This is a genomic window from Rhodococcus sp. NPDC079359, from assembly GCF_040702585.1.
GTDB lineage: Bacteria > Actinomycetota > Actinomycetes > Mycobacteriales > Mycobacteriaceae > Rhodococcoides.
On the sequence record NZ_JBFBLH010000003.1, the window covers coordinates 15,413 to 28,696 of the forward strand.

Below are 13,284 nucleotides of genomic sequence, written 5' to 3' on the forward strand. Positions count from 1 at the left end.
AGCTACGCAGACGAGGGGTGTGCGTAGCCGACCTCTGCAATGGAGAGCTTTTCTGACGCCACACGCCGGCAGTTGTGCCGAATTGCATGCTCTGCGTTCGCTGCACGCCGCTCGGGAAACCTACCGAAAGAACAGATGAGTTCTTCGTAGGTGTTCGGCTCACCGCTGCGCCTGGTTCGTTCGCCCGCAGATAACGCCAATGGTCGCATCGCTGGCAGCATCGACGCGCTGGCGACAGCGACATCATCTCCCACCACCAATGTCCGAACGCGCCTAGACTTCTATTCATGAGTTCCGTCCACACTGCGCGCCCTGATGGTGGCTACCGGACAGCGGCAAGCACTCTCCTTCGTGCGACCGCGTTAGACGCATTGAGCGCTCTCCTGCTGCGGCAGAGCTGGAAGTCCGTGACCATGTCCGAGGTCGCGAAGGAAGCCGGTTTGTCTCGACAGACCATCTATAACGAGTTCGGGTCCCGGCGCGGTGTGGCGGAGAGCTACGCGATACGACTGACCGATCAGCTGGTCAGTGTGGTGGACGATGGCCTCTACACTTGCGTTGGTGATATCAGATTGGCGCTCGGCCGAGGCTTGGCTGCGTTTTTCGCCGTCTCCGAACGTGACCCATTGGTCAGATCGCTACGAGAAGAAGACGCATCCGCAGACCTCCTGCGGCTCATTACTGTTCACAGCACCCAGCTTGTCGAGCGAGCCGCAGATCACCTCTCTGCCACATTTCAGCGATGCTGGGTGCAAGCCCCGAAACGCCAAGCCGATATCCTGAGCACGTCCATCGTTCAGATGGCCTTGGCGTATGTCTCACGGCCCCCGACTGACGCAGCCCAGACCGCCACCGATATCGCAGACCTACTCGCTCCGTACATCGAGGGGTTCCAAGATTTTCAAGCCAATCCAGAGTTGAGCAAGACGACTCGATTCGGTCGACCGTAGCGACAGCGGTGTAGCGCCGCTAGCGTCGGTGTCACGCAATATTCCCATTCTCAAGACAAACGAACTTCCGGACAAGAATCCGTCCAGCTTGCCACCACCTCAGTTCCTGGCGTGATCGACGAAAGTGTCGTCGCAAACGTGGGTGACGGCTATGTTCGGTGGAGTCATAAACTTGTGAATTCGGGTCAAAGGAATCACCGTGAAGCTGAGCGACGAGGGCGTGCCACCGCTTGCGTTCGTGCAACTGCTCGAACGCCGCGCACTCGACCCTGACGCCGCCGCGCGCCTTCGTGCAATCATGCACCGCGAAGGAACCAGTGAAGCGACGCTCATTCAGCATGACGTCCAGGCACCGATACGGTGGTTTCGGGAGGTCTATCCCGAACTCGATATCGCCCACGCCACTCGACTCGGACTTGCGTTTGCCGAGCAGGCCCAGTTGACATCGTTCGGGCCCCTGAGTTCACCTTTGATCAGCGCTGGTTCGGTCGCCGAGATCGTCGATCTCCTGACATACCTGCCATTGATCTCCACGGCGTTGAAATCGCAGTTCCACACTGGCGACTACGGTCTGATCGTCGGGCTCACTGCGCACACAGGCGATTCCGCACTGGACTGCTTGGTCATCACCTACGGCGGGTCGGCGTTATTACGACTGCTGGACATGCTCGCCGGTGACATATCGCCGGTGACACTCCATCTGAGCTGGCCGGAGCCGACCGAGGTGAGCCACGACAAAGGTCCGGGGGCGAATCGCCGGTTCTTCGACGCTCCGATTTCCTTCGTCCACGTACCCGAGGACACACTAAACAAGGCTTGTCGGTTCTCGGACCCTCTCGCATATCGACTCGCTATCACTGATCTGCAGCGGACACTCGCCCAGCGGAGTGGGTCCATGTCATCCGCCGAGAAGGTGAGGCAACTGTTGGAAAAGGACCTCGGACAGCGAACCAACCATGATGTTGCACAAGCATTGTCGATGTCGAGCAGCACGTTGAAACGGCGGCTTGCCGAAGAAGGAACCACCTACAGCAAGGTCCGCCACACGCTGCTGTACGAACGCGCGATGCTACGGCTCCTCGATCGCTCGGTTTCGGTCAGCGAGATCGCTTCCGAACTCGGATACAGCGACCTCGCCAACTTCTCTCATGCCTTCAAACGCTGGACCGGGCGCTCTCCGAAAGATTTCCGAAACCCACGACTCTCGGACGACCCGGATTCGACGTAGACCACAGACGGGGTCAGATCGATGCCTCGTTCGTTCGCGGCCTGGTCGATCTTCATCTCGGAGATGTCGGAGACGTCACCGCCTCCCTGCCGTGAGAAGAAGAGTGTGTGCAAACCCGAGTACCAACCACTTGTCACTCGACGGTGTCGGCCGGCACGCGTGCGGTCTCCGATTCGAGAAAGTCGACGAGAGCTTCCAACAGGCTGTCCGCGCGGGTTTCGACATCGGCGAGGACGGAGTCCACTTCGTCGAGAAGACCGTGGGCGTGTCTACGCGCAAGCGTTCCGCGTTCGTAGTAGCCGGGGTCGAGTAGGACCCGCGGTACTGGATCCGGTGCCGCGATCTGCTCCGGATGTTGTGACCGCGCAGTGGGCTGCAGGTGGGTGGGTGCCCGTCCGTCCAGGTGCATTCGCACGATGCCCGCTACCGCACGGGCGGTCAGCGGGGTCGCAGCCAACGGGGTGTGGCCCCACCGGTCGATAGGAGTCGACAGCGGCTGTCGATCGGCCGGATCGAAATACCGGTCGTATCCGCCGAGCCCGGTACCGTCCACGGCATCGAGAGCGTCGGCGAGCATTCGGGTGCTCGCATACCGGGTCTGATGGCCGAGCACCTCACACCAGCGCTGGAACACCGTGCGCGGAGAAATGCCCGTCCCCGCCAGCGCGAGGGAGGTGAGGGTACGAACGCCGCGGCCTGTCTCGACGCGAAAGGCGTCGAGACCCGCATCGGCGGTGACATCGCATGCCCGCAGGGCCGCGATCTGCGTGTACGGCATCCGCAGGTGCCCCAAATCCTCAATGGACGACTCGGCGGGTTCTTCGCCACTTCCTGTCTATGCGGTCATCGCCTCACCATTCCTCGATGTCGCTGAAGACCGGCGTGGCGGTGCCGCCGTCCGCTCGAGGCTCCACCGGCGGGTGGATCGCCGGGATCGGTGCACACGCGGCGGCACCGGTGAGATGCATGCGGCGGGCACGGTTGCGCCGGGCTTTGCGGGTGGCTTTCTGCGAGCGGTCGGTGACCTCGCGCATCTGCTCGATCATCGAAAACAGAGCGCTCTCATCGACGTTCGACCGACCTTGTTCGCGGAGACGGGCGATAGCAGCTCGGTGCTCCCACAGTGTCACCGCGGGATGTGACATCGTCCGGTACGGCACCTCGACATAGCCGGCACCGTCTGGTTCGAGGACCCAGATTCTGCTCAAATCGCGTGGGTCACGTCGTATCACGAACCGCCCCAAATCCTCTCGCCGCGCAACCCACGGTTTGAGCGCGTTCGAGAAGTAGTGCACGTGATCGAGAACGAAGCCCGTCCGCGTCAGACGTCGCCGGATGACGGGAAGAAAGTCCACCAAGAACGCGGTTTCGCCGAGCACCACACGAGGGGCATGACCAACTGCGGCGACCCCACCGGCCCACACGGCGGCCGGAGTGTTCCCGATCCCTGCGTGAACGCTCGCGTGATACGAGGCTATAGCCAGGACCAGCCAACGCTCCAACTCACGCAATGTCAACGCCGCGTGCTTGTCCGAGTCGTAACTTCCTCGGTCCGCTGGGTTCGAGAAGGTGGTCCCAGGCAGCTCGTGCACCGCCGTCATCGCCGTTCCGATGATGCGTTCGACGATCCCGCCGTAGTGCGGTCGGCCCGGAGGACGGTACTCGAGGGTGATGGCGTGCTGGGCGCATCCGCGGCGCAGCGCTTCGCTTTTGAACTCGGAGGCGTTGTCGAGATACAACTGCTTCGGCTTCCCCGCCATCGGCCACTGCACCTGCTCCGCCAGCTCGCATGCCTCCAGCCACGTCTGCTTCCCGCAGCACACGCGGCCCAGGCACAACCCGACCGATATCGACGACGGCGGCTCCAGAGTGACGACGAACCCGAGTACGGAACGGCTGAAGACATCAACGGCGATCGTCAGGTAGGGGCGGCCGATCGGTTACCGCTCTTACTCGTCAACGACCATCAGATCGACGACGGTGTGGTCGATCTGGACCTGATCGAGAATCCCCGAAACCGTCGGTGGAACGTCGCCGGCGGACTGACGTGGGCGGGCGGCATCGGGTCCTCCGCCTGACCTGGCCACCGATGCCGGAGGGAGCGCGGCGATACGCGCAGTGACGGTATTTCTGGCCGGCACCGGCAAACCCGCGCGATGACACGCCAGTGCTATACGTCGGTGCAGCGCAGCGACACTCAGCTTCTGGCGGTGAAGAAAATAGCGGGTGAGATGATCGCCGATCACTTCCTCGACCTCAGCCGCTACTCGGCTGCGGCCACGCCCTCCCGACGAGACCTTCGTCAGAAGATCGGTGACTGTCCCCGTCCCGTTCCTGAGCCTGCCGACCAACGTGTAGACCTGCCGCCTGGACAATCCCAACCGTTGCGCGGCATCGTCGACCGCTTCCGAACGCACCGAATGCATCTCCAGCAAGGGAGCCAGGACAGCGAAACGGGCCTCGGCCTGGGACCACCGCTCCCCCGACGCTGTCAGCACACCGGTCTCCACGACGTCGAGCTTGTCGGGGTCCACCACAAGCCTCCCTGTCACCGAGAGCCGAACGTGCGACCGTGCACCGCACTTCTGACATCAGAATGTCAGAAGACACGTGCACTCACCCTCGAAACGCCTGCAAAGAGTGCAGCCGTCTTCTGAAGTTGACACCTCGGGACAAACAGGGTCGTTCGACGGTCTAGTCGACGTTCATGACTGCCGTGCAGCCCCACCCCCTACTGCAACCCGTACGCGACCCCAGCGGCGGCGACGCGGCAGCGGCGTGGGCGGCGATCGTGCGCGAGGAACCGCGGTATCCGCGAGTGTCGGTATCGGCGAACGTTCGTATCCCGATGAGCGACGGCACAGCGCTGCGCGCGTACGTCGTCCGCCCCGCCGACGCATCGGGTAAGGCGGTGACGGGGAGTTTTCCCACCGTCCTGAATCTGACGCCGTACAACAAGCTGCTGATCAAGAGCATCGACACGATCCTCGAGACCCCTGTTCTCGGTCGTGCGATCAGAGCCTTCTCGTCCGCGTTCGACCTCACCGGAACCCGTTTCGACGGCATCACCGAGATCACCCGAGTGGTTGCAGGCGGGGCGGCGGACCTGCTGTCGGTCAACCGGCACCTCGTCCGCAGCGGGTACGTTCAGATGATCGTCGATGTCCGCGGCACCGGCAGTTCCTCGGGCACCTGGGACGTGCTGGGCACCCGCGAACAACTCGATTCCCTCGAGGTGATCGACTGGGCCCGACGCCAGTACTGGTGCAACGGCAGGGTGGGAATGGCCGGCATCTCGTACTCGGCGATCAATGCGCTGCAGGCCGCAGCCAAGCAACCCGCCGGGCTCGACGCGATCTTCGCCGTCGAGGGCTCGGTGGACATCGTCCGCGAGATCTTCGCAACCGGAGGGGCCACCTCGGCGTTCATCCCGCTGTGGCTCACCGCCGTCAACGCATTGAAGTGGGCACCGGCCATCGGCGGCATCGACACGTTCACCTGGCTCCGCGATCGCACCCTGTCCCCCGCCACCAACCTGTTCGATCTGGCCAAAGGCTTTGTCACAGGACGAGATTCACGAATCTACGACGACGAGTACTACGACACCATCGACGCCGCCATCGAGGACATCGCGGTGCCGACATTCTTGTACGGCTGCTGGCACGACATCTTCGGCGGCTCCGCCCCCGACATCTACAACCGGCTGTCCCTCGAACGCGGATCGAAGCAGTTGCTCGTCGGTGACGGGTACCACGGCAACCCCGGAATCGGGTTCGGCGAACCGGGCTTTCCACCGCGTCTCGATATGCTCGAGCGAGCCTGGTTCGACAAGTGGCTACGCGACATCGACAACGGAATCGAGAACTACGGCCCCGTCACGTTGCGTCAACAGGGCGGCAATTGGACTGCGCACGGCCGCTTTCCGGCTCCGCGGGCGCAACCACGCAGGCTGTACCTGTCGGCGACGCCCTCAGGAACGGCAGCCCACGCCGTAGCCGACGGCAGCCTCACGACCGAACCGGCCACGTCCCGCGACATCCTGACGGTGCGGCCCTCGTTGCGGGCCGTCGTCTCGCGTGACACCACCCAGGTACTCGCCGGCGTGACGGCAGTGTTGGGGGGCGGATTCACCTACGACAACCGGTTCGCCGAAGGTGCCGCAGTCACCTTCACCACCGGTCCGGCCGAGTCGGACGCCGTTCTGTCCGGTCCGATGAATCTGCATCTTCGAGTGGTCTGCCACGCACGGGAAGCGTTGTGGGCCATCATGATCTGCGACGTCGCTCCCGACGGGACCTCGACGGTGCTCAGCAACGGCGCTCTTCTGGCCTCGCGTCGAGCCGTGGACGACGAACGTTCCTTGTTCGCGCCGAACGGCGACTACACCCGGCCCTACCACCCGCTCACCGAAGCGGCGCTGCTTCCGGTACCCATCGGCGAACCCATCGTTCTCGATATCGACATTCTCACCACCGAGGCCGTCATCGCCACTGGCCACCGACTCCGGGTCGACGTATTCGCCACCGACACACCACGGTTCATCCCGATCTTGCCGGACCTACTGCGCACTCGACTACGCAAACAGGACATCAGCATCGACCCGGAAAGCCCGAGCTACCTGGTGGTGCCCATACTCGGTGAGCCGGGCTGGTAGGAACGACATCATGAGAATCGAACAAGGCATCGCGCCGGCGAACTCCGTCGAGATCGCGTACGAGGACATGGGTTCGGTCGATGACCCTGCGGTCCTGCTGATCATGGGCCTGTCCGCGCAATTGACGTTGTGGCCCATGGATTTCTGTACCCGCCTCGTCGATGCGGGATACCGAGTGATCCGCATCGACAACCGCGACATCGGACTGTCCACGAAGATGACCGGGCAAAAGGTGCGGGGATCCCAGATCCTCCGAATGATCCGACACGAGCTCGGGATGTCTTCCGACGTGCCCTACACGATCGTCGACATGGCCGCCGACGCCGTAGGAGTACTCGATCACCTCGGCATCGATACCGTGCACGTCGTCGGTGCATCGATGGGAGGCATGATCACTCAGGTCTTCGCCGGTAGTTACCCCGAACGAACCGAATCGGTGGGCATTCTCTTCTCGAGCACCAACGAGCCGTTCCTGCCTCCGCCGGACCCACGCGCCCTGCTGCCCCTGCTCGGTGGCGTCGGGAAGGACGCCACGAAAGAGGAAATCATCGCGCATTCGGCAAAGACGTTGTCCACCATCGGCTCTCCCGGCTTCCGCACTCCGCTCGAGGAACAACTGGAGATCGCGCAGGTGATGTACGAGCGGAACTACAACCCCTCGGGCGTCGTGCGGCAGATGGCTGCGATCACCGGCACCGGCAGCCTGCGGCCGTACGCGAAGAAGATCACCGCGCCGACGACCGTCATTCACGGGACCGCCGACAGACTGGTCCGACCGTCGTGCGGCAAGGCCATCGCCCGCGCCGTTCCCGGTGCCGAGCTGACGCTGATAGACGGCATGGCCCACGACCTACCCGCCGCGTTGCTCGACCGCATCAGCGGCATCGTCCTGGCCAACTTCGCTCGCGCGAACGCGGCCTAGATCCTCGGCAAGACCCTACGACGAAGGCCGGCCTCCCTGGGGAGACCGGCCTTCGTTCGCAGATACGAAATTACGCGTTCGCGTCGTCCTCGAGGAGGTTGCGCGTGCGGTTCGGATCGACCTGGACGCCGGGTCCGGTGGTGGTCGAGACGGTGACCTTCTTGACGTAACGACCCTTGGCCGACGACGGCTTCGCACGCAGGATCTCGTCCAGCGCTGCGCCGTAGTTCTCCACCAGCTTGGTCTCGTCGAACGAGGCCTTACCGATGACGAAGTGCAGGTTGGCCTGCTTGTCGACGCGGAAGTTGATCTTGCCGCCCTTGATGTCGTTGACGGCCTTGGTCACATCGTTGGTGACCGTGCCCGTCTTCGGGTTCGGCATCAGGCCACGCGGTCCGAGGACACGGGCAATGCGGCCGACCTTGGCCATCTGATCGGGGGTGGCGATCGCGGCGTCGAAGTCCAGGAAACCGCCCTGGATGCGCTCGATCAGATCTTCTGCTCCGACGACGTCGGCTCCTGCTGCCTCGGCCTCTGCAGCCTTCTCACCAGCGGCGAAAACAATAACCCGAGCGGTCTTGCCGGTGCCGTGGGGAAGGTTGACGGTGCCGCGCACCATCTGATCCGCCTTGCGGGGATCGACGCCGAGTCGCACTGCAACCTCGACGGTGGGGTCGAACTTGCTCGACGCGGTCTCCTTGGCCAACTTGGCGGCTTCGAGAGGAGAGTAGAGATTGTCCTGGTCGATCTTTGCGGCCTGCTCGAGGTAGGCCTTGCTGCGCTTTGCCATGTCTTGCTGTCCTTCGTTCGAGTTCAGTGTGGTTGACGAGCCTGGCCGGCTCTCCCACGTGTACTTCGGTTACTGCAGAGAGCTGGTAATCAGCCTTCGACCGTGATGCCCATCGAGCGAGCAGTGCCGGCGATGATCTTCGCGGCCTGATCGATGTCGTTGGCGTTGAGGTCTTCCTGCTTGGTCTTGGCGATCTCGCGCACCTGATCCATGGTCACCTTGGCGACCTTGGTCTTGTGCGGCTCGCCGGAGCCCTTTGCCACGCCTGCAGCCTTGAGCAGCAGCTTGGCAGCGGGAGGAGTCTTGAGCTTGAAGTCGAACGTGCGGTCTTCGTAGACCGAGATCTCGACCGGTACGACGTTGCCGCGCTGCGACTCGGTCGCGGCGTTGTACGCCTTGCAGAACTCCATGATGTTGACGCCGTGCTGGCCCAATGCGGGGCCGACGGGCGGTGCCGGGTTGGCGGCACCGGCCTGGATCTGAAGCTTGATGATCCCGGCTAGCTTCTTCTTCTTCGGGGGCATTTCTTTTTCCTTGTATTCGCTCGGGTTTCTTGCGGTTGCTACTGCAAGTCTGTGCGCGCGGCTTCTAGATCTTGGAGACCTGGGTGAAGCCGAGCTCGACCGGGGTTTCACGGCCGAAGATCGATACCAACACCTTGAGCTTCTGCTGCTCTGCGTTGACCTCGCTGATGCTGGCGGGGAGAGTCGCGAACGGGCCGTCCATGACGGTGACCGACTCGCCGACCTCGAAGTCGACCTCGATGGTCGGCTTCGACGTGGTGTCGCCGCTCTGGTCGCTTGCGCCTGCGGTCGCTTTCGCGTCCTTCTTGGCACCTTCCTGCGGCATGAGGAACTTGACGACTTCGTTGATGGTCAACGGTGACGGACGCGACGTCGCACCGACGAATCCGGTGACGCCGGGGGTGTTGCGCACCGCGCCCCAGGACTCGTCGTTGAGTTCCATGCGGACCAGGATGTAGCCGGGCAGAACCTTGCGGTTGACCTGCTTGCGCTGGCCGTTCTTGATCTCGGTGACCTCTTCGGTGGGAACTTCCACCTGGAAGATGTAGTCGCCGACGTCGAGGTTCTGCACACGGGTCTCGAGGTTGGCCTTGACCTTGTTCTCGTATCCGGCGTACGAGTGGATGACGTACCAGTCGCCGGGAGCGCGACGCAGAGCCGCCTTCATCTCGGCGACGGGATCCTCGGGCTCTGCCGTGACGTCGGCGTCAGCGGCCTCGTCGCCTTCGGCGGCAACGTCGTCCCCGGCGGCAGCGGCCACGTCGGCCTTGATTGCTTCGTCGGTCTCGCGGTCCTGAGCGGCCTGCTCCGCTTCGAGGCCCTGCTTGGTCGCCTCGACATCGGCGTCGAATGCGGCCACTTCGGTGGCGTCGTTGTGCGGCGTGCTCACGTCAGCACCCTTTCTCTAGTTTCCTGCTCGGTTCGATCGTCGAAAAGTCGGCCGTCTCGGTCAGCCGAACAGCCAGCCGACGCCCTTGATGAACAACACGTCGAGACCGCTGATGTACGCGACCATGAACGTCAGGAAGACGAGCACGACGGTGGTGTAGGTGACCATCTGCTTCTTGTTCGGCCAGATGACCTTGCGCAGTTCGGCAACAACCTCGCGGAAGAACTGCAGCAGCCGCAGAAAAACGTTGGGCCGCTTGTCTGCCTTGGCCTTGCCCGAACGTCCCTTGCCGGACGTGGCTTTCGTGGACGCGCTCGCAGTCTTCGTCATCGACACCGAGGCAGCACCGGTGCTGCGTGACCTGCTCGACGATCGCTTACCAGTGGGTACGACAGCCTCCGCAGAAGATCCACCGGCAGACGTATCAGCATCGGAGAGACGGCCCTCGGAGCCAGGTACGACGTCGTCTGGGGCCGAAGAGTCCTCGAACTCCCCCGATCGACCGTCGCGCTTACCGCGCTCCTCGCTCACGTCGTTCCTCTCAGTTGCTGACACCTTGGGCAGGGGCGACAGGACTTGAACCTGCAACCTACGGTTTTGGAGACCGTTGCTCTACCAATTGAGCTACGCCCCTTCGGCCGAAACTTCTCAGCCGCTCTGGTGTCCATCCGACTCACACGCACGAACCCACGTAACCTCGGGAAGAGGACGCGGGCAGCGCAGAGCGCCGGATTACCCCAGAAATCTCAGTGTACTGCACACTCTTCGGAACAGATAAATCCCGTCGTCCCGGCCACGAACTGCTTCTGCCGGATCGACATGCTCAGGCCAAACGTACCGTTGCGGTAGCTCGCCCGAAAATCTTCTTGCCCTCGAACTTCGCCACGATGGCAATCACGGCAGTTCGCTCCTCGGCGTCCATCGTCTTGATCTTGCCGGTGAACTCGACCTGCGCCGCCGAATCCGCCGGGACGAACACCGAGCTGGTGAAGCGCACGTTGTACTCGGTGACCGCACCCGGATCGCCGAGCCATGACGTGACGAAACCGGCACCGAGGCCCATCGTCAGCATGCCGTGCGCGATCACGTTGTCCAATCCGGCCAGCGCGACAACCTCGTCACTCCAGTGGATCGGGTTGGGATCGCCGGACACACCTGCGTAGTTCACCAGGTCGCCGCGGGTCAAGGACACGACTCGCTCGGGCAGCTCCTCGCCGACGGACACGTCGTCGAAACTACGAAGCGCCATGCCTGATCACTTCCTTGACCGCATGGGCGATGTTCTCGTCGATCTCCCCGCCGGTCCGCGCCACGATGGTCGTCCACGTGGTCTGTACGAGATCACCGTTCTGGTCGGTGATGATGTTCTTCGTGGTCATGATGTCGCTGCCGCTCATCTGCCGGAAGGACTCGAGGTACACGTCGCAGAAGATTCGATCGCCGACCTGAATCGGGCGATGGAATTCCAGTCGTTGGTCGGTCTGCAGAATCTGGCTCGGGTCGTAACCGGTGATGACCTCTTGCAGCATCCGGGTCTGCGCACTGATTCCGAGCAGGGAAATGAAGGTCAAGGGCGCGAGGAGACCGTCGTAACCGAGGCCCTTCGCTGCGTCCTCGTCGTGATGCGCGGGATGAAAATCCTGGACGGCACGCGCGTATTCACGAACCTTCTCGCGGCCGACCTCGTAGAAGTCGTCGACGCGGAAATGAGAACCGACCATGGACGCCGCGTGTGCGGATGCATCCATGGTCGGGACATCGTGTGGAGCTTGTGACACGGAAAACCTTTTCTACCCTGGACGCAAGAGCCGTTAGGGGGAGAAAATGTGACCTAACGCCGGGCGCCGACTAGAGATCGGAACTGCGAACCAGCGAGCCGTGCAATCTAGCGAGATTCGCGGTGAGCCCGGTGCGTTCCGCAGTTGGAGCAGAACTTCTTCAGCTCGATGCGGTCGGGGTCGTTCCGACGGTTCTTCTTGGTGATGTAGTTGCGGTGCTTGCAAACCTCGCAGGCCAAGGTGATCTTGGGCCGCACATCGGTGGAGGAGGCCACTGGACGCCTACTTTCGGGTAAATCTGATCTGGGTCAATCAGGACTGTTCATGGGTGCTACTGGTCGTGCTTGCCTACTGTGTAGCGGTGACCGGACTTGAACCGGCGACGCAACGATTATGAGTCGTTTGCTCTACCAACTGAGCTACACCGCCTCAGGTGCTCATCGTCTACCATCCCACGTGAGGAACTCGACGTCGAGCAATCCAATCCAGCGAGCCCCCTAACGGAATCGAACCGTTGACCTTTTCCTTACCATGGAAACGCTCTACCGACTGAGCTAAGGGGGCGGGATCAGCACTCGCATGCCGTGCGCTGAAGCCTCCAAGAGGTTACACATTCCGAGCGCCCAGTACCAAATTACGTGGTCAGCGGCCCATGCATGTCCTCTTCACATGGAAACCCCAGCGAGAGAAACACTCGCCGGGGTTCCAGGTGTGGCAGATGTAGGATTCGAACCTACGTAGGCATAAGCCGACGGATTTACAGTCCGCTCCCATTGGCCGCTCGGGCAATCTGCCGTGCTGCGATCGAAGCTCGTACTGCTCTTCGGCGCGGTGAGAAGAATACAACGAACGTCCCCCCGGAACGCAAACCGGGTGGATACGGTCGGTAGCGGGCCGATAAAGTCCCTGCAGGATGTGGTCCGACACCATCGCCACATCAAATATTTCGATTCGACTGGAGAGTGTGAGAAGTGGCTGATTCGTCCTTCGACGTAGTGAGCAAAGTCGACCGCCAGGAAGTGGACAACGCTCTGGGACAGGCCGCGAAGGAGCTGGCGACCCGCTTCGACTTCCGCGGATCCGACACCAGCATCGAATGGTCCGGTAGCGGCGAGGCGGAGACCATCGTCATCACGTCCGAATCCGAGGAGAAGGTCAAAGCGGCCCTGGACGTGTTCAAGGAAAAGCTGATCCGCCGCGACGTCTCGCTCAAGGCGTTCGAGACCAACGATCCTGCCGCGTCGGGCAAGGTCTACAAGGTCACCGGCAAGCTCGTCCAGGGCATCAGCACCGAGAACGCCAAGAAGATCTCGAAGAAGATCCGCGACGACGGCCCCAAGGGCGTCAAAGCGCAGATCCAGGGCGACGAGCTGCGCGTGAGCAGCAAGAAGCGCGACGACCTCCAGGCGATCCAACAGTTGCTCAAGAGCGAGGACTTCGGAATCGCCTTGCAGTTCGTCAACTACCGATAGAGCGGCTTCTCACCTGGGTCGTTCGGCAGGCTCCACTCCTGTGCCGCATGTGAACGGAACCTCGTAGTGGACTACGA

General features: G+C 62.4%; 13 protein-coding genes, 4 tRNA genes and 1 pseudogene. 5 read left to right on the forward strand and 13 right to left on the reverse strand.

Going from position 1 to position 13,284, the window contains the following annotated elements; all coding sequences use genetic code 11:
- The first annotated feature begins 287 nt into the window (after window positions 1-287).
- Together AB0362_RS08165 and AB0362_RS08170 are read left to right on the forward strand one after the other, a co-directional pair.
- Window positions 288-950, forward strand: a complete 663-nt coding sequence (locus AB0362_RS08165) for a TetR family transcriptional regulator (RefSeq protein ID WP_045840684.1) — start codon at window positions 288-290, stop codon at window positions 948-950.
- A gap of 199 nt (window positions 951-1,149) precedes the next feature.
- On the forward strand, window positions 1,150-2,178 hold the full coding sequence (locus tag AB0362_RS08170) for an AraC family transcriptional regulator (RefSeq protein WP_068046087.1): 1,029 nt from the start codon (window positions 1,150-1,152) through the stop codon (window positions 2,176-2,178).
- A gap of 133 nt (window positions 2,179-2,311) precedes the next feature.
- On the opposite strand, the gene AB0362_RS08175 is transcribed toward AB0362_RS08170, so the two are convergent.
- Window positions 2,312-2,956, reverse strand: a complete 645-nt coding sequence (locus AB0362_RS08175; RefSeq protein WP_068046090.1) for a hypothetical protein — start codon at window positions 2,954-2,956, stop codon at window positions 2,312-2,314.
- Window positions 2,957-3,029: 73 nt separating this feature from the next.
- Window positions 3,030-4,676, reverse strand: a pseudogene (locus AB0362_RS08180) (Mu transposase C-terminal domain-containing protein).
- Window positions 4,677-4,885: 209 nt separating this feature from the next.
- Between AB0362_RS08180 and AB0362_RS08185 the strand changes: the two are divergent.
- Both AB0362_RS08185 and AB0362_RS08190 read left to right on the forward strand, forming a co-directional pair.
- On the forward strand, window positions 4,886-6,832 hold the full coding sequence (locus AB0362_RS08185; protein WP_094665462.1) for a CocE/NonD family hydrolase: 1,947 nt from the start codon (window positions 4,886-4,888) through the stop codon (window positions 6,830-6,832).
- 10 nt (window positions 6,833-6,842) lie between these two features.
- Complete coding sequence (locus AB0362_RS08190; RefSeq protein ID WP_057475224.1) at window positions 6,843-7,754, forward strand: alpha/beta fold hydrolase; 912 nt, start codon at window positions 6,843-6,845, stop codon at window positions 7,752-7,754.
- A 70-nt stretch (window positions 7,755-7,824) separates the two neighbouring features.
- Here the strand turns inward: AB0362_RS08190 and rplA are convergent, their stop codons facing one another.
- The 11 genes from rplA to AB0362_RS08245 all read right to left on the reverse strand — a co-directional run bounded on the left by rplA (window position 7,825) and on the right by AB0362_RS08245 (window position 12,530).
- Window positions 7,825-8,544 (reverse strand): 50S ribosomal protein L1, encoded by a 720-nt coding sequence (gene rplA, locus AB0362_RS08195; protein WP_027498276.1) that lies wholly within the window; start codon window positions 8,542-8,544, stop codon window positions 7,825-7,827.
- 89 nt (window positions 8,545-8,633) lie between these two features.
- Window positions 8,634-9,068, reverse strand: coding sequence for a 50S ribosomal protein L11 (gene rplK / locus AB0362_RS08200; protein WP_008713829.1), 435 nt, complete (start codon window positions 9,066-9,068; stop codon window positions 8,634-8,636).
- Between the two features lie 64 nt (window positions 9,069-9,132).
- Complete coding sequence (gene nusG, locus AB0362_RS08205; RefSeq protein WP_027498277.1) at window positions 9,133-9,957, reverse strand: transcription termination/antitermination protein NusG; 825 nt, start codon at window positions 9,955-9,957, stop codon at window positions 9,133-9,135.
- Window positions 9,958-10,017: 60 nt separating this feature from the next.
- Window positions 10,018-10,488, reverse strand: coding sequence for a preprotein translocase subunit SecE (gene secE, locus AB0362_RS08210; RefSeq protein WP_243608469.1), 471 nt, complete (start codon window positions 10,486-10,488; stop codon window positions 10,018-10,020).
- 30 nt (window positions 10,489-10,518) lie between these two features.
- Window positions 10,519-10,591 (reverse strand) — tRNA-Trp (locus AB0362_RS08215).
- 189 nt (window positions 10,592-10,780) lie between these two features.
- The gene (hadB, locus tag AB0362_RS08220) at window positions 10,781-11,206 is read right to left on the reverse strand and encodes a (3R)-hydroxyacyl-ACP dehydratase subunit HadB (RefSeq protein WP_057475223.1); all 426 of its coding nucleotides are present in this window, start codon (window positions 11,204-11,206) and stop codon (window positions 10,781-10,783) included.
- Window positions 11,193-11,705, reverse strand: a complete 513-nt coding sequence (hadA, locus tag AB0362_RS08225) for a (3R)-hydroxyacyl-ACP dehydratase subunit HadA (RefSeq protein WP_057475222.1) — start codon at window positions 11,703-11,705, stop codon at window positions 11,193-11,195. Before hadA ends, hadB begins: the two co-directional genes overlap by 14 nt.
- A gap of 137 nt (window positions 11,706-11,842) precedes the next feature.
- A complete protein-coding gene (gene rpmG / locus AB0362_RS08230) occupies window positions 11,843-12,010 on the reverse strand; it encodes a 50S ribosomal protein L33 (RefSeq protein WP_027498281.1) in 168 nt (55 codons plus the stop codon).
- A gap of 81 nt (window positions 12,011-12,091) precedes the next feature.
- Window positions 12,092-12,164: transfer RNA gene (locus AB0362_RS08235), tRNA-Met, on the reverse strand.
- A gap of 62 nt (window positions 12,165-12,226) precedes the next feature.
- A tRNA-Thr gene (locus AB0362_RS08240) sits at window positions 12,227-12,299 on the reverse strand.
- A gap of 148 nt (window positions 12,300-12,447) precedes the next feature.
- A tRNA-Tyr gene (locus tag AB0362_RS08245) sits at window positions 12,448-12,530 on the reverse strand.
- Between the two features lie 176 nt (window positions 12,531-12,706).
- Between AB0362_RS08245 and AB0362_RS08250 the strand changes: the two genes are divergently transcribed.
- On the forward strand, window positions 12,707-13,207 hold the full coding sequence (locus tag AB0362_RS08250) for a YajQ family cyclic di-GMP-binding protein (protein ID WP_057475221.1): 501 nt from the start codon (window positions 12,707-12,709) through the stop codon (window positions 13,205-13,207).
- Window positions 13,208-13,284: the final 77 nt, after the last annotated feature.